Below are 17522 nucleotides of genomic sequence, written 5' to 3' on the forward strand. Positions count from 1 at the left end.
AAGAACTACCTTCTACTAAATCGAACAGCTATTAAAGAAACAACTACAAAAGCCAGTAAAACAATGCAACTGTTTACCACTACTTGATTATATCCTATTTTAAAAACATCGATGAACGGATAAGGATAATAATTTGAAAAATGACCTCGAATTAAAATCAAAACTAAATAAGCAGCCGGAAAAAATAAAATTTTAAAAATATACTTATAATATAATTGAATTACATCAGTAAATTTAATCCAATAAAAAACATATAAAATCGGAACTATAACATGTAATAATTCATCTGTGACCTTTTGTAAACCTTGTGGTTCCCAAATAAACCGAAGCACTAAATTATATACAATTGCAACAATACTAATATAAACCACCAAAGCAGTTTGTGTTGCATATCTTGTAAAAAAGTTTTTTTGATTGAAATAAAAAAAAGTAAAACTTAAAGTCACTAGTATATTAGACAAAATGGTAAAAAAACTAAAAAAACGAATGGTAGTTTCAATAGTATCCGTAGCACTATTTTGGATAATTAAAACATATTGCGTGCTTATGGCAAACCATCCTAACAGCATGCCAATCAAAGTGGTAACTTTTTTCAAAATTGTAAGATTAGATTATAAAAATACTAAAATTAATTCGCGTTGCAATTTGTTTTACGTTTTTGTACATTTATAAACATTATTTCTTTTTTCTATGAAAAATTCTATTGCCGAACGTATAGCAGATTTTTTAAAAAATTTTCCGCCATTCATTAGTCTGCCCTTTCATGATTTAGTAACTATCGCCAGCGAGGTTAAAGTTGTTCATGCTGAAAAAAACCAAGTGTTGTTTAAAGTTGGAGATGCCACCCACCCCAATTTTTATATTGTTAAAGAAGGAGCAATTGGATTATCGGTTACTTCTGATGCAGAAGAAGCATTGATCGACAAATGTGACGAAGGTGATATTTTGGGATTGCGACCTTTTTTTGCAAAAGACAACTATCTAATGACTGCAAAAGCTCGTGAAGAATCGTTACTTTATGCTATTCCGATAGAAATATTCAAACCATATGTAGAAAAAAACACCGAAGTTTTATCATTTCTATTGGAAAGTTTTGCTTCCAACACCAGGAATCCATATGATAAAGTAAACAAAGGAAAATTAATTTCTGAAAATGTAATTTATGATGATCAAAGTTCTGAAATTCAGTATTTTCAACCTATTTCTTATATAAAAAATCCCATTACAACCAAACGGAAAAATCCGGTTCAGTCGGTTGCACAATTAATGACTCAATACAAAATTGGAAGTATTATTATTGAAGAAAATGATATTCCAATTGGAATTATTACGGATAAAGATTTGCGATCAAAAATTGCAACCGGGCAATTTCCAATTACTACTCCGGTTGAAGAAATAATGTCAGCTCCAGTGGTTACCGTTCCTGAGAATATTTCAGTGGCCGAAACCCAATTAATGATGTTAAAACACAATATTGGCCACCTTTGTGTAACACTTGATGGCACCAATAAGTCAAAAATAATGGGAATTATTTCAGAACATGATGTGATTGTTGCCCAAGCTAATAATCCGGGTGTGCTTTTAAAGCAAACAAAGCGAGCCAATCGTTCCAAAGAATTGAAAGGCATTCGAGAAAAATTAACCGATTTAATTCAAAATTCTTTAGACAAAAATATTCCCATTCAACACATTTGTAATTTGGTTGGCGAAATAAATAGTGCCATTACCAAAAGAGCAATCGAATTGGCTATCGAAAAAATGGAGAAGCAACCCCCTGCCCGTTTTGCTTGGATGAATATTGGAAGTCAAGGCAGAAAAGAACAATTGTTGATGACAGATCAAGATAATGCATTGGTTTTTGAAGATGTTGAAGAAGAAAACTATGACGATGTAAAAAAATATTTTCTAGAATTAGCTGATAAAGTAACTAAAACGCTCAATAAAATAGGCTACGAATTTTGTCCGGCAGAAATGATGGCCAATAACCCAATGTGGTGTAAATCAATAACTGATTGGAATAAACAATTTAATGCTTGGATAAATACGCCTGGTGAAAAAGGAATTTTAATGTGTTCGATATTTTTTGATTATGATTTTATTTATGGAGATGCCGCTTTGGTTGAATCAATTACAGAAAACATAAGCAAACAAGTGGACAACAATCAGTTGTTTTTTGCTTATTTGGGAACAGATGCATTAAAAAACCCGCCTCCTTTGGGCTTTTTCCGTCAGTTTTTAGTTGAAAATGATGGTGAACACAAAGATAGTTTTGATTTAAAAAGCAGAGCACTAATGCCATTAATTGATGCCGCCCGATTGCTGACTTTAAGTCAAAATTGTATTGGTATTACCAACACTTATCAACGGTTTAAAAAAATGGCCGAACTAGAACCTCAAAATGCTCATGTTTTTGAAGAATGTGCCGAAGCATTTTCGGTATTATTAAAATTTAGAACTGAAGAAGGATTACAACATAGTTCAGGTGGTAGGTATTTGAATTTAAATTACTTATCTAAATCAGATAAAGTAAAACTTAAGAATACTTTTTCTCCCATTCAGGATATTCAAGATGCAATAAAAAGTCGTTTTCAACTTACTTATTTTACATAAACTATGGCATTCAATTGGTTCAAAAAAATTAGTAAAGACAATCCAAAATTTTGGGAGACTTACCTATCACATTTTAGTCAAGATAAAAACCCTGAAGTGGCACAACGTTATGTTATTTTTGATTGTGAAACGACTGGTTTGGATTTTAAAAAAGATGTGATATTATCAATTGGAGGTGTTTCAGTGGTTCAAAACATGATTCTTGTAAATGATTCTATCGAATTATTTCTCAAACAAGATATATACAAAAAAGAATCGGCTGCTATTCATGGTATTTTAAAAGATGGTAAAGAAGAAAAAATTGTAGAGGCTGAAGCCATCATTCGCTTTTTGGAGTATATTAAAGATGCTATTTTAGTGGGACATCATGTTCGATTTGATATTGAAATGATCAATCAAGCTCTCAAAAGATTGGATTTAGGAAAACTCAAAAATGACAGTATGGATACCGATGCGATGTATCAAAAATTCAAAGGATTGCAAGAAGATCAACATTCAAGTTTGGATGAATTGTGTAAACTTTTAAAAGTTGAAAAAAGCGATAGACACACTGCTTCAGGCGACGCTTTTATTACAGCAATGTTATTTTTGAAATTAAAAAATAGGTTGTCAATCTAATTTACTTTTTAATATACTTTGCTAATGGTAATTGTTGCTTTTGCAATTCCGCTACAAAAATTTTACAAATTTCAGTAGCTCCTAAAACCGATAAATGAGTATTATCAGTAATTCCTTCTGGGAAATAATCATTTTCTCCGGGAGCAAAATGCAAATGCAGTTTTTTAGATGCTTCAACACCATATGATACTTCCATTTGTTCTGTAAGGTATTGCATGTCAAAAAATGGTACATTCAATTCCTGAGCCACTAAACGAGCCATTAATGTATAATTTCCGTGTGCATCTAACAAGACGCCTTCTGAATTGAATCGTCTTCTGGCGATGGATGAAAACAAAATTGGGATAGCCCCTTTGGCTCTGGTTTCTTCAACATATCGTATTAAATTGTATCGATAAGCAGTCTGTGGATTGGTATATCTTGTTGGATCAGTTTCTTTTCCATCATTATGCCCGAATTGAATAAACACAAAATTCCCTGGTTGTAATGATTCCAAAACCGGTTGCCAATGGTTTAATTCTCTAAAACTCTTGGTACTTCTTCCGTTTACAGCATGGTTTTTTATGGTAACTTTTTCATTAAAGAATTGTGGGAGAATCTGTCCCCATCCCCTTTCCGGATTTTCGTCCGGATTTTTTTTGTTGGCCATTGTGGAATCACCAATCATGTGAATGGTGATATTTTGTAAAGTAGGTTCTTCTGTTTGAGCACTTTTGCATCCCATCAAAAGTATTAGTACAACTACGATTGCTGATTTATAATTTTTCATACCATTTTTTATTACTCTCATTTTCTCCTAAAATATTTTGTATTGTATAATTTTTCACGTCACGTTTTGATAACTGATATGACCAATTTACTCTTGCTTTTGAATTAGCTCCTTCTCCTCTACTTTCATATTCCGCATAAAAAGTTGTTTTTTCTGCTTCGGGTTTTGACCAATTATGCCAACCTTCAGGTAAAATATGACTTCCTAATTCGCAATTTAAAAATACGGTTTTAGCATAATTACGCCATGGACGACCCAAGTAGACTTTTCTGATTTGTTCGTTTGCGGTTAGTTTACAATTCTTAAAAACATAACCAAAATGAGTGTCTTTTGGAGTTGATGCTGCTGTGATATATGAATCTTTTTTGCTATGAATTTGGCAATTTTCAAAAAAAGCTGTGGCACTTCCAAAAATAAAATCAGTGGTTCCTTCAATATAACAATCTTTGTAATATTGTTTTCCTGTTCCAGTGGCATATAAGGTATCTTGATTTCCAAGAAGATTGCAATTGATTACCCCTACTCTATTTGAAGTAACTGATAATGCAACAGCTTGACCTATTTCTCCGGAAGAATTTTCGATAGTGAGGTTTTTTAAAACAGTATCATCTGCCTGAACGAGCAATGTATAGGTATAAAAAGTACTATTTCGTCCTAATCCCATTTTATTAAAATAATCATCAAATGTGATTATGGTTTTTTCTTTGCTTTCACCAAGCAGGGTTATGTTTGTATTCCATTCATGGATTTTAATCTTTTCTTTATAAATTCCATTTTTAATAAAAATAGTAATTCGATCATATGGAAATGCTCTTGATTGATCAATTGCTTCTTGAATGGATGTAAAATCTCCCGAACCATCTAATGCTACCACCAGATTCGTTTCGTCATTGGGCTTTTTAATTACATTTTTTAATTTCCATTTTTCATAGATATCTAACACTTTTTGAGGAGCGTTTACATACCATGCATAACCCAATCTTCTTTCGAGAGTGATTTCAGCGATAGTTTCTTTTTTGATACCATCTCTATCACAAAAAATAGGTTTGTTGTTTTCTAACTCCATGAAGCGAGCCCAAATGGGTTTTTCATTTTGCGATGGAATCATAATTTTTTCAATAACTTTTCCTTTTTCATCAACAATCAATTCTTCTTTTAAGTTGGTAATTTTTGTTTTTTCAAACCAAGCCACGGCATTATTTACTGCTGTTATTACTTTATTGGAAGGATTTTCAATTGCCATTAAAAACAAGACAATTTTTGCTGATTCTCCACCACTCAAAGATGCCAATTCAAAACTACGAGCTGCTTCCGGAAGTAATGTAAATTCATTATGTTGAGCACACCAACTTGTAGGGATACCGTTTTGTAAGTATTGCGTTTTTAGAATGCAATCAATTCCTTTGTTGATTGCTATTTCAATTTTTTGGAGTAGTTCGTCAGAAGGTCGTATTGAAATCGGTTTGTTTTGCAATTTAATGTCTTTTAGTAAATTTAAGACATTAATCATGGCATCATCGTTATACGTAATATGTGAAGAATAGCCTTTCTTTAAAGGATAAAACTGTGGCCAACCACCATTTTCGTATTGGGCTTCCAATAAATAATTTAAACCGGAAAGAAACGCCTTTTTGTATCGCTCATCCGGATTTTGCTGATAAAGTTTCGATAGAAAAATCATTTCTTGGCTTGTTGCTCCATTGTCTATCGTACAATCTTTTAGAGTTGATTTTGAAGCAATTAACTCTTTCTTTTCCTTTTCAGAAAGAGGAAGATGCATTAAGATGTTTTTCGGCCAACAACCATTATCTCGTTGGTATAACAAGACATTTTCAGCAATGGCTTTCGCTTCATCAGAAGCATACCAAGTTGGACTGCTTTTATAAATGAGGTTTCGCCAAGATAAATCATTGACTAATTGAGCTTTTGCAGTTGTAACAAAAAGCAATACTATAATTATTGTTTTTATAGTTTTAAATTTCAACATGCTATTTGTCAAGTTCTAAAGCTGCCAAAATAAACGGCCCGGTTGCTTTTGGATCGTTGTCTTTCTTTTTTTCATTGATATAATAATCAAATGACCCATCTCTGTTTTCTTTACCACCCAAACCGGCTACGGCACAAACTTGCGTTAAAATAGTATATCCTTCGGGTGTCACTTTCACTAAATCTCGTGTTAGACCATTGAATGCTTTCTCAGCATGTTGTTTGTATCTTTTTGGCAAGTAGCCTTTGTTAGCTCCTTTTGCAAAAGCATAAGCAAACATGGCAGAACCTGAAGCTTCAAGATAATTACCTTCTCTATCACCTTGGTCAGTCACTTGGTACCATAAACCTGATGCATGTTGGTATTTTAATAAAGCGTCAGATAAACTATTTAAATATGAAATCAACTGTTGACGTTTCGGATGATTTTCAGGAAAATAATCTAATGCATCTACTAAAGCCATCGCATACCATCCTAAAGATCGTGACCAGAAGTTGGGTGAAGTTCCGGTTTCTTTGTTTGCCCAATTCATTTCTTTAGTTTCATCCCAACCGTGATATAACAATCCGGTTTTTGTATCTAAAAGATTTTTTTGAATTAAATCAAATTGTTTAGCAACATCGTCCAATTGTTTTCCATTTTCATAAGTAACCGTATAGCGAGCATAAAAAGGAGCTCCCATATACAAACCATCTAACCACATTTGGTAGGGATATATTTTTTTATGCCAAAACCCGCCTTCAGAAGTTCGGGGTTGTGCAGCCAATTGAGAACGAAGGGTTTGCAATGCTTTTAAATATCTTTTGTCTTGCGTTTTTTCATGTAAATAAAATAAATGATTACCGGCGATTACCATATCAATGTTATAGTTTTCAAATTTATAACTTGGTATATTTCCTTCGGAATCGATTGTGGCATCAGCATAACCTTTTACGTAATCATAATATTTTTTGTTATTTGTTTTTTTATATAATTCTTCAAATGAAGTCATTACTAATCCATGAACATAATCCCATTTTGGTGCAGTTTTATTATCAATTTCATAAGCATTCGGATGTTTTGCCATTAAGGTTTGAGCCATGCGTTCTGACCATTTTAACTTGTCGGAAACCACTAGTTCATTGGAAGAAACGGTTGTTGCTGATTTACAACTCGTGAACAATAAGCCCAATAAAATTACAAAAGCTAAAGCCCAGAAAATTAAACGGATTGATTTTAATTTTTCTTCCATGTTAGTTTAATTTGTTTGTAGTATTTAATTTATTCAATAGTGTATCAAGATACTCAAAAAATTCCTTTTCTGTTGTAATTCCGCCTACTTCTTTATCCCAAGCACCTAAAAAATAAAAGTCGATCGGTTGGGTTGTTGGTTTAAATTGAATCAAATGATCATGAGGCCCTTGGTATACTTTTTCGGCATCTATAACTTCATAAAATATAGCCATACCTAGGTTGTCATCAAAAAGGGTTTGTTTTCCATAAGTAGCAATATAGGCCCATTTATTAGAATCATTTCCTTTTTGAATCATCGGTAAGTTGTATAAATTCACAATTCCTGTACAAATTCCGTTCAATGCTTCAGAAAGTTGAATGGTATGTTTTGTATATCGTTCATCAGGAAAAATGGACAACTCTGATTTTAAATTTGTTTTTTGTTCGTTGGTTTTCCATCCTGTATAATCTATTGAAACGACCGATTTATTATTGAAATTTTCCACTTTTGTAAAAGTAGCATCGACTTCCTTAAAATGATTCATTTCGTTGTTTACCATTCTTCCAATTGAACCAATACCGAGACCTTTACCTACTTTTAAAATATCGGCACCCCATTCGTCCATATTATGATAGGAATCAAAACCGTCTTGTCCTACTTTAGGTAAAACCATTTCATCGGTTAATTTTCCAAAAATATCAATGGCATTTCTCCAATCGAGATACAAGCGATAGCCAATTTTGTTGCTTTCCCAACCCGGACCTTCATAGCGAATATAGAACGAATGATCGGTGTGATTTTCCGGAACTTGTAGTTGATTTATATTTTTAAAAGTACCTCCTTCATATTTTTTACCATTCCACTTTCCTCCTTCTTTCACAGAGATTTCCGCATATGTTTTCTGTTTCTCGTTTTGATTTGTCGTTACTTTTGAACTGTTACAACTCACTAAGGTAAAGAGGGTTGTGATGGCAATGATTGATTTTGTGGAGTTCATAGGCTATGATTTTAATTTTTCATTTAAGAAAGTTATAATATAATTTGATGTTTTTTCAAACCAAGGATGAAACAACCAAAAAGTGTGTGGACTGTTTTCTAGGGTTTCAATTTGATAGTTGATATTAAATTCTTTTAATTTGAGAATCATGTCATTTCTTCCGGCATGAAATCGTTCAAATTGACTGTTTATAAAAAGAATTGGCGGTGTGTTTTTGTTTGTATGAGTCAATGCTGAAGCATCTTTCCATACTTCCGGTTTTTCTTCAAAAGTGCCACCAAGCCACTTTGACGCTAATTTACCTTCTTTGGATTGTGGGTGATGAAAAGCCAGAATTCCATCTAAATTAACAATTGCTTTTATTGATGAATTAAATTTTGTACCAATCAACGAAGCCATTTGACCTCCGGAAGAACAGCCTAAAATTACAATTTTATTCACATCAATACTATAATCAGTAGCATTTTGAACAATAAACTCGAGAGCTTTTAAAACATCATCAATTGCCGCGGGGTATATTGCTTCATCTGATAATCGGTATTCAACCACAAAGCAATGATAATTATTCAAAGCTAATTGTTGAGCCAAAGGTTGAAGCATCGATTTATCGCCGGAATTCCAACCGCCACCATGAAGCATAATGATTGCAGGTAAAATTTCTTCTGAATTATTTTTATATAAATCAAAATGAAGGTTGCGATTTGAAATGGTTTGATAAACGATATCTTTTTTTTCTACAAGCAAATTATTGTTTATTGATTTTACCACTTTAATTTGAGGAAAGATTTTGATTTGTTTTTTATATTCTGATTGAACTGTATATGAAGTATCCTTTTGAACTTGTGAAAAGCCAAAAACATTGAGAGAACACAAAAGTATAAGTGTTATGTATTTCATTAGTAAGCACTTCGTTTTGATTGTTTATTATAAAGTGTAATTATAAAAAACAGAATCGCAGATAGAAGTAATCGATTACACAAATATAATAAAAAATAGTAATTTAATAAAATATATGAGTTAAAATTTCATATACTGTCATTTATAGTGACTTAAAGTGCTATTATGTTAAAATACTTCAGAATCAAAACAGTTGTTTAATTTATAATTTTAAAGCAACAAATGTAATTATTGGCACATAAATTTGTCTTTTTCTAGAATAGTTGTTTTAAAAATCTAAAAATTGTCTGATTAAAATTTATATTATTTTGCCTATTTTCATATTATTCGATTCAATATAATCTTAACAAACCTAATAAAAACAATGAATAGCATAAAAAATATTTACTATTTTTTAATTTTCAATAAAATATTTGCTTTATAATTTTATATACTATAATTTTGTGTAATCCATTACATTGAATTATAAATATAAAATTACCAAATTATCTCATGAAAAAAGTTTTACTTTATTTGTCTTTTCTTATGGTTACTGTGACTACTTTCTCACAGACCATAACAATTACTGAACAGTCAGGCTGGCTAGAATCTGCCTATTTAAAATGGACTCCTGTTGATGGAGTTGACAGTTACAAGGTGTTTTACACCGGCGGCGGATTTACTGACCAAATTATAGACACACAACTTATTCGTAGTTATGGATCTTATTTTCGTGCAGATATAATGGGTTTAACACCGAGTAGTTATACTTTTAAAGTAGTACCTGTTACCGGAAACGTTGATGGCGTGGGAACAGTTTCAAGTAGTGTAGCTGTTTTGGCACATGAAAGAAATGGTTTTGCACACAGCAATGGAAAAGTGCCGGGTGGTTATACTATGAATGGGACGGTGAAGCCAAATGCTGTAATCTTATATATTACTCAAGACAACAAAAATACAATATCTATGTTTGTTACAGGAGCCAATTCAAATCCTTGTGTTGGTTTGCAGGCAATATTAGATGGTTTCAAAAAAGGACAAGACACGCGACCATTGATTGTTAGATTGATTGGCAATATTACCCCTTTTGCTTATATGTATAATGGTGATATTGTAATTGAAAACAATAACAATGCAAATGGTTACATCACTTTTGAAGGAGTTGGATCAGATGCACTTGCTAATGGATGGGGAATTAGAATCAAAAAAGGAACAAATATTCAAATTAGAAACCTTGGATTCATGCTTACTAGTTCAGGTGAAGGAGATAATATTGGATTACAACAAGACAATGAATATGTTTGGGTTCACAACAATGATTTATTTTATGGATTGCCCGGTGGTTCTTCAGATCAAGCAAAAGGCGATGGAGCTTTAGATGTTAAACGTTCAGGAAATGTAACTGTTTCTTACAATCACTTTTGGGATACCGGAAAATCAAACTTATTAGGAAACGGAACTGAAGCGGCAAGAATGTTGACCTATCATCACAATTGGTATGATCATTCAGATAGTCGTCATCCACGTGTAAGAAGTCATACGGTTCATATTTATAATAATTATTATGATGGGATTTCTAAATATGGAGCAGGTTCAACATTAGCCTCTTCCCTATTTATTGAAGGAAACTATTTCCGTAACTGTAAATATCCGATGTTAATTTCAAAACAAGGGTCTGATATTTTGAATGGTGCTCCCGGTACATTTTCAGGAGAAAATGGTGGGATGATTAAAGCATTCAACAATTATATGATCGGGCAGCAAAGTTTTATACCTTACAATGCAACAACACATCCTAGTCAGTTTGATGCTTATGTTGCCACAACCAGAAATGAAACCCTTCCAAGTTCAGTGGCAGCTTTTCAAGGTGGTGCTACTTATAATAATTTTGACACAAATCCAATACATTATGTTAATGGGCTTGTAATTGATACACCTGAAACAGCAAAAGCAAAAGTAATGCAATATTCAGGACGAGTTGGTGGAGGTGATATCACTTGGACTTTCGATAATGCTGTTGATGATACCTCTTATGCAATAAACCCGGGTTTATTAGCTCTTTTGAATTCGTATACTTCTTCATTAGTATTTGTTCAGGGAACTACTCCTGTTGTTGTAAACCCACAAGTTTTAAACATACCAACTAACAATGACCAAACGGTTCCTGAAGGAATTGCAATAACTAACATGGTGTTTTCTTGGGGTGGTACAGCTACTGATGTAACCGTTACCGGATTGCCAAGTTCAGGAATCACTTTTGTGAAAAATGTTGCTAATAAAACGGTTACTGTTTCCGGGACTCCAACTGCGGATGTTGATTTTACGATAACAACGTCGGGAACTAGTGGTACACCAGTTTCAGGAAGCGGAAGTATTACCATTGGTGATTTTGTTCCACAAGGAGATGAAATTCATAATTTCACTGAATCGGTATTGAATAGTTCTTTCTATTCGTTTACAAGTGCTAATATGAATTCAAACCCAGGTTCTACCACTTACAATGGTCTTACGTTAACCGCTCGATTAAAAATTGAGACACCAACTGTAATTAATTATACTACTTTGGTGGAATCAACTTTAACTTTGGTTTTAGATCCCAACTTTAATGGAACCATCAAATTGGATAACGTAAATTATACGGCAGTAAACGGTTTGGTTGTTATTCCGTCTGTTGCTCCCGGAAGTCATGCTATAACAAAAGGCAGTGTTGCTAATTTATACTATATTAAAACAGAATTTAACACGTTAAGTGTGGGTAATCCGATTACGAGAGATGCTATTCGTTTTTATCCAAATCCGGTTACTAATGAGTTGAACATTGCCATAGTTGATGGAAATACCATTGAAGGCGTATCCGTGTATACTATGGTTGGTCAACTAATCCAAACCTATAAAGGTTCGGTTTCAGTACTTAACATGAGTGATTTTAGCGATGGAATGTATTTGGTTAAAGTTCAAACTAATAATGGAACGATAGATCAAAAGATTATCAAGAAATAAATTTCATAATAACCAGTAAAAGGGCTGTTTCAAGATTTTGAGACAGCCTTTTTTTATTTGATAATGACAGTAGTATACTTGCACTACTATATGACTTATATATGGTTGTTATATGAGTACTATATGCTATGACTACGCTATAACTACGCTATGAGTACGCTATACCTACGCTTTTGCCAAGACATTTAAATAGCTATACAGACTGATGGCTCTCTATTGATATAAAATGACCGGATTGATTTACGGTTAATCTGTCACCATTGATGCTTTATCTATGGCTTTGATAGGACGTTGATAGGGCGTTGCTATATAGTATCTATGATTGCGACTCGTCCTTGAACCGTCCTAAAATAACTATACATATTATTAAATAATATACTTCCTAATTGGTTGACTTACTTTTGTAATAATCCTTTCTTTCTGGGTACGAGCGAGACACTCGTATAAGTGGAGGACAAACAAGGTTTTATAAGCTTTGTGTGACTTAGATTATGGGATCCTTTCCACCTCGGCGGGCAGGTATTCGTCAGGATAACAAACTAGGTATGATTAGCACTAGCGAAGGCTATAAAACCTGACCCTCGAAATTATCAACACTACTATTTTAATATATAGAATTTACAACTAGTGCCAAATCATGAAAGTGGTAGCCTTCCATTTCCCGTTTGTTTTTTTATAAATAATGGAACGGCCTCCAAAAATAGTATTACAATCAATATAAATTGTCTTTTTATCCAAGGAATATAAAGGCAGGCTAAAGGATGTGAAATAATTTTCGCCAAATTTCAAATTGTAATTTTTGAGAAATTCATTTTTATTGTAGTTACTCGATGCCGTCAAGCTGTCTATTGTTTGATGTGAGATTAACTTTTTGGGGCTTATTGAGTCTTGTGCTAGTTGGTAATTCTCCCTTTCTGCTAATTGTTTCTCCAGAAAAGCAAGATCCTCTTCAGAAAAATAGGTAGTTAGTTTTTCGGTGGGTCTCGGTAGTTTTGTTTTAAAAACGGGAGCTTTTAATACGTCTTCAATATAGTAGTTTTCCGTTCCGTCTTGTTTCTCATGCAGCTTTAAATCATTAATTGCCAACTTTAAAGCAGCATAGACTTCGTGGTCCGTAACCGCTTCCGGGTTCACTTTAGTATTTGAATTGGAACAACTCAGTAAAATCAAACCAACCAAATAAAATAAGCTATACTGTTTCATAAATGATAATTAAGTTGTTATGCTTCCTACTTTAATTGAATTTTTTATAATAATCCTTTCTCCACCAAATTACCCAAACCATCAAAAGCGGCACAAACCACACTGAAATGTCAGATACCAGTAACGCCCAATGTTCGTTTGGTGTTATCCAACGGAAGAAACCCATGAAGACAAGACTTATTACTCGCACGGTGACGAAATAGGCGGCACAAATAAAGGCACTAATCATAAAACGTTGGTGGTGTTCCATTTTTCGCTTTCGAATACTGTAGAAGCCAACTACAAGGAACAGCAGCCATAATGTGGTAGTGGCATACTGTGAGGGTAGACAACTCTTACATAAAGAATTGGGCAATATGGCGATGTATAATGAAAGTATGCAAACTAAGGAAGCACTAATAAACACCCTCCCCAGCATTTTGTGCCGTTTAGAAATTCCTTTTTTTAAAGATGACGAAAGTTGAAACGGTGCGATTACATAGACGACAGTACCTGACAGTATGTGAGTAGCAAACCACAGTTTATAACCAACCTCTTTATTCACTACAAAATCAGGAAACCCCGCAACGAAATAATATGCAGTAGGCAGCATAAACACTACAAAAAGAAGTAAAAAAAGAATTTGGAACAATTTACTCATCGTTGTACAATTGAGATAGTACCAGTTTGTTTATCAAAACTTCCATTAGCATTTATAAAAATAAAAAATAAATCCCATTCCACTACCGTACACCCTAAAATTTCAGAATGATTCACTCTAAAAATGACTCGTAACCACATTCTTCTCCTTCCTCCGCTCTGACCAAATCCAAAAAATTCCTATCTTTATAAAAAAAAAGCGCGTGTCTACCCAATCCCAAATAGCCATTATCGGTGGTGGTTTAGCAGGCCTTACTGCTGCAATACACCTGGCCAAAAAGGGATGCGATGTTACCCTTTTTGAAAAAAACAACTACCCTAAACACAAAGTCTGTGGCGAGTTTATTTCCAATGAAGTGCTTCCCTACTTGCAGCAATTGGGTATTGACCTCACTGTTTTACAACCCACACAAATTCACACCACGATTCTTTCACTGCCTTCCGGAACATCACTTACGGCCAAGTTACCTTTGGGCGGTTTTGGTATCAGTCGGTTTACTTTAGACCATCATTTGTATCAGCTTGCTCTACAACATGGGGTATCGGTTGTTCATCAAACGGTGACCAACACCACTTTTTCCAACAACCAAATAACACTTACTACCGAAAACGGTGGGACACATACGGCAAACGTGGTTTTAGGAGCTTATGGCAAACGCTCCAATTTGGATCATACCTTGGAACGCACCTTCATCAAAAAAAAATCACCATGGCTAGCTGTAAAAGCCCATTATTGCGGTCATTTTCCGAACAATGTTGTGGCACTTCACAATTTTGAAGGTGGCTATTGCGGCGTTTCCAAAGTAGAAAACAATACCATTAATATCTGTTATTTGGTGCAATACGACACCTTCAAGCAATTCAAAAACATCCCTGAGTTTGAAACCCACATTCTCCAGCACAACCCTCATCTAAAAGTCCTTTTAGAAAATGCCACGATGCTGTTTGTAAAACCTTTGACCATCAGTCAAATTTCCTTTGAAAACAAAACCCAAGTAGAAAACCACATCTTGATGTTGGGTGACACAGCCGGTTTGATTCATCCTCTTTGTGGCAACGGCATGGCTATGGCGATTCACAGTGCTAAAATCGCGAGTGAATGCACCCTAGCCTATTTAAATGACAATATTAGCCGTGAGACTTTTGAAGCTCGTTATCGCAAACAATGGAATTACCACTTTAAATCCAGAATACAAACCGGAAAACTATTATCGAAATTGCTACTTAGTACTTTTTTTAGTCAAGTTGTAATGCGAATCGTGATTACGTTTCCTAAATTAGTACCCTATATCATTTCAAAAACCCACGGCAAACCCATTAGCGAATGAATCTTGATACTACATACCGATCGCAAGCAGAAGAATTGATGGACGATTTCAGCATGGAAGGGACAGCACTTCAAGAAGCTTTGGATAAAATAGCAAGCATCAACCGCTTGTTGGGTGGCAATACACTTACATTACAAGGCGTTCAACAATTACTAAAGCAACCCACTGAAGACACCCTCACGATTGTAGATGTAGGCTGTGGTAACGGCGACATGCTTCGAACCCTTGCCAATTATGCCAATGACAACGACTTAAACTGGCAACTTATTGGTATTGATGCCAACGCTTTCACTATCAATTATGCCAAATCTTTATCTGTAATTTATCCCAACATCACCTACCATTGTAAGGATTTATTTTCTGAAGCTTTCAGTCAAATGAATTACGATATCTTACTATGTACCTTAACCTTACATCATTTTAGAAACGACCAAATAGCGACACTACTCGATGTATTCCATAGACAAAGCAGGATTGGTATTGTCATCAATGACCTCCACAGAAGTAAGCTTGCCTACCGCCTATTTCAGTTGGTTTGTTTCGTCTTCCGACTCAACCCCATGTCACGTCAGGACGGGTTGACTTCTATCCTTCGTGGTTTTAAAAAAGAGGAATTAGAAGGCTTTGCTAAAGGCATTACTGCGGAAAAGCAGCGTATTAAATGGAAATGGGCGTTTCGGTATCAGTGGGTGGTTTGGAAGGGTTAAAAGGTTAAATGGTTAATCGGTTAAAGGATTAATCGGTTAAATGGTTAAACGATTAACCCTTTAACCAAATTAAAAAAAATAAAAATGTCAGTAAAAATAGTAACAGTTGCTACTTCACTACCGCCTTATTCAAGGGAAACGGCGGCTATACTTCCTTTTTTGGAAGTGTGGTTGGCGGATCAGGACCCGCGTTTTATTAAAAAAGTGACAAAGATTTTTGAAGGAGCACAAGTAGACCGTCGCTATTCCATTATGGAGCCGGAGGAAGTTTTTACCAAAACCTCGTTTGAAGCACGCAACCAAATCTATGTACGCGAAGCCATCAAGTTGGGGCAAGACGTGCTCCAAAAAGCCTTAACGCAAGCCAAGTGGCAACCCGAAGAGCTTGATTACATCGTCACGGTGAGTTGCACCGGAATCATGATTCCGTCTTTAGATGCCTACCTCATCAATATATTGGGATTACGGCAAGACATAGTTCGATTGCCTGTTACCGAAATGGGTTGTGTGGGTGGTGTTTCCGGGATGATTTATGCTAAAAACTTCCTCAAAGCCAATCCTCATACCAAAGCCGCCGTGATAACTGTGGAGAGTCCCACTGCAACGTTACAACTCGATGATTTTTCGATGGCTAATATGGTGAGTGCCGCAATTTTTGGCGATGGAGCCGCTTGTGTTTTGCTTTCGTCACACGAAGCAGACAAAGGCCCTATCATCTTGGACGACTCGATGTATCATTTTTATGACAACGAGCACATGATGGGTTTTGAACTCACCAATTCCGGTTTGAAAATGGTGTTGGATATAGAAGTACCTGAAACCATCAGCGAGCATTTTCCGAAGTTTATTCATCCCTTTTTAGCAAAGAACCAGCTTACAATCCATGCTATTGACCATTTCATCTTCCATCCCGGAGGAAAGAAAATAGTCAAGACTGTAGAGGCTCTTTTTGCCGAATCCGGTAAAAACATCGACGATACGAAAGAAGTTTTACGCCAATACGGCAATATGTCCAGTGCCACCATACTGTACGTTTTAGAACGCTTCTTAAACAAAAACACCCAATCCGGCGAGAAAGGCTTGCTTTTGAGCTTTGGTCCCGGATTTACCGCCCAACGCATGCTCATTGAATTTTAGTACCCGTTATGAATAAAGAAGCCATTATACAACAACTGCCTTACGCCAAACCCTTTCTTTTTGTGGATGACATCACCCACATTGATACGAATGGTGTAACCGGTACGTTTACATATGATGCCAACTTGGACTTTTACCGAGGGCATTTTAAGGACCACCCTATCACGCCAGGGGTTATTCTAACAGAAACTATGGCACAAATTGGTGTCGTTTGTTTGGGCATTTACCTCACTGAGGAGGAGCAACCCACACAAATGGCTCTGACTTCCTCTGAAATAGAATTTTTACAACCTGTTTATCCCAATGAGACGGTAACGGTTATTTCAGAGAAAATCTATTTCCGGTTTGGAAAATTAAAATGTAATGTACGAATGCTAAATAGCCGTAATGAAGAAGTTTCTCGTGGTACTATTGCGGGAATGCTTGTAAATCGATAAG

Annotated in this window: 15 protein-coding genes; 7 read left to right on the top strand and 8 right to left on the bottom strand. The window is 34.8% G+C overall.

The window, feature by feature from the left end; translation table 11 throughout:
* Positions 1 to 5: 5 nt before the first annotated feature.
* Complete coding sequence (locus tag IEV15_RS06480; protein ID WP_188361707.1) at positions 6 to 596, bottom strand: Pr6Pr family membrane protein; 591 nt, start codon at positions 594 to 596, stop codon at positions 6 to 8.
* Between the two features lie 94 nt (positions 597 to 690).
* Between IEV15_RS06480 and IEV15_RS06485 the strand changes: the two genes are divergently transcribed.
* Together IEV15_RS06485 and IEV15_RS06490 are read left to right on the top strand one after the other, a co-directional pair.
* Positions 691 to 2610 carry a DUF294 nucleotidyltransferase-like domain-containing protein gene (locus IEV15_RS06485; RefSeq protein ID WP_188361708.1) on the top strand — a complete coding sequence of 640 codons (1920 nt, stop codon included), beginning with the start codon at positions 691 to 693 and terminating at the stop codon, positions 2608 to 2610.
* A 3-nt stretch (positions 2611 to 2613) separates the two neighbouring features.
* Positions 2614 to 3228, top strand: a complete 615-nt coding sequence (locus IEV15_RS06490) for a 3'-5' exonuclease (RefSeq protein WP_188361709.1) — start codon at positions 2614 to 2616, stop codon at positions 3226 to 3228.
* Between the two features lies 1 nt (position 3229).
* On the opposite strand, the gene IEV15_RS06495 is transcribed toward IEV15_RS06490, so the two are convergent.
* From IEV15_RS06495 to IEV15_RS06515, 5 genes are read right to left on the bottom strand one after another with little or no spacing between them, the layout of a single operon-like run.
* On the bottom strand, positions 3230 to 4018 hold the full coding sequence (locus IEV15_RS06495) for a rhamnogalacturonan acetylesterase (RefSeq protein ID WP_229734108.1): 789 nt from the start codon (positions 4016 to 4018) through the stop codon (positions 3230 to 3232).
* On the bottom strand, positions 3984 to 5984 hold the full coding sequence (pelA, locus tag IEV15_RS06500; protein ID WP_188361710.1) for a pectate lyase: 2001 nt from the start codon (positions 5982 to 5984) through the stop codon (positions 3984 to 3986). Before pelA ends, IEV15_RS06495 begins: the two co-directional genes overlap by 35 nt.
* Position 5985: 1 nt before the next feature.
* A complete protein-coding gene (locus IEV15_RS06505) occupies positions 5986 to 7215 on the bottom strand; it encodes a glycoside hydrolase family 88/105 protein (protein ID WP_188361711.1) in 1230 nt (409 codons plus the stop codon).
* Between the two features lies 1 nt (position 7216).
* Positions 7217 to 8194: a DUF4861 family protein gene (locus IEV15_RS06510; RefSeq protein ID WP_188361712.1), complete on the bottom strand. Its 978-nt coding sequence runs from the start codon at positions 8192 to 8194 to the stop codon at positions 7217 to 7219.
* 3 nt (positions 8195 to 8197) lie between these two features.
* Positions 8198 to 9091, bottom strand: coding sequence for an alpha/beta hydrolase (locus IEV15_RS06515; protein WP_188361713.1), 894 nt, complete (start codon positions 9089 to 9091; stop codon positions 8198 to 8200).
* Positions 9092 to 9583: 492 nt separating this feature from the next.
* Between IEV15_RS06515 and IEV15_RS06520 the strand changes: the two genes are divergently transcribed.
* Entirely contained in the window at positions 9584 to 12070 is a 2487-nt protein-coding gene (locus IEV15_RS06520; RefSeq protein ID WP_188361714.1) for a pectate lyase family protein, read from the top strand.
* Positions 12071 to 12694: 624 nt separating this feature from the next.
* On the opposite strand, the gene IEV15_RS06525 is transcribed toward IEV15_RS06520, so the two are convergent.
* On the bottom strand, positions 12695 to 13273 hold the full coding sequence (locus tag IEV15_RS06525; RefSeq protein WP_188361715.1) for a hypothetical protein: 579 nt from the start codon (positions 13271 to 13273) through the stop codon (positions 12695 to 12697).
* Between the two features lie 31 nt (positions 13274 to 13304).
* Complete coding sequence (locus IEV15_RS06530) at positions 13305 to 13913, bottom strand: DUF420 domain-containing protein (protein WP_188361716.1); 609 nt, start codon at positions 13911 to 13913, stop codon at positions 13305 to 13307.
* Positions 13914 to 14115: 202 nt separating this feature from the next.
* On the opposite strand from IEV15_RS06530, the gene IEV15_RS06535 reads away from it, so the two are divergent.
* The 4 genes from IEV15_RS06535 to IEV15_RS06550 all read left to right on the top strand — a co-directional run bounded on the left by IEV15_RS06535 (position 14116) and on the right by IEV15_RS06550 (position 17521).
* Positions 14116 to 15240, top strand: coding sequence for an NAD(P)/FAD-dependent oxidoreductase (locus IEV15_RS06535; protein WP_188361717.1), 1125 nt, complete (start codon positions 14116 to 14118; stop codon positions 15238 to 15240).
* Positions 15241 to 15278: 38 nt separating this feature from the next.
* Positions 15279 to 15947, top strand: a complete 669-nt coding sequence (locus IEV15_RS06540; protein WP_229734109.1) for a methyltransferase domain-containing protein — start codon at positions 15279 to 15281, stop codon at positions 15945 to 15947.
* 84 nt (positions 15948 to 16031) lie between these two features.
* Positions 16032 to 17084 (top strand): type III polyketide synthase, encoded by a 1053-nt coding sequence (locus IEV15_RS06545; protein ID WP_188361719.1) that lies wholly within the window; start codon positions 16032 to 16034, stop codon positions 17082 to 17084.
* 8 nt (positions 17085 to 17092) lie between these two features.
* On the top strand, positions 17093 to 17521 hold the full coding sequence (locus tag IEV15_RS06550; protein WP_188361720.1) for a 3-hydroxyacyl-ACP dehydratase FabZ family protein: 429 nt from the start codon (positions 17093 to 17095) through the stop codon (positions 17519 to 17521).
* Position 17522: the final 1 nt, after the last annotated feature.

This window comes from Flavobacterium orientale (assembly GCF_014638005.1).
GTDB lineage: Bacteria > Bacteroidota > Bacteroidia > Flavobacteriales > Flavobacteriaceae > Flavobacterium > Flavobacterium orientale.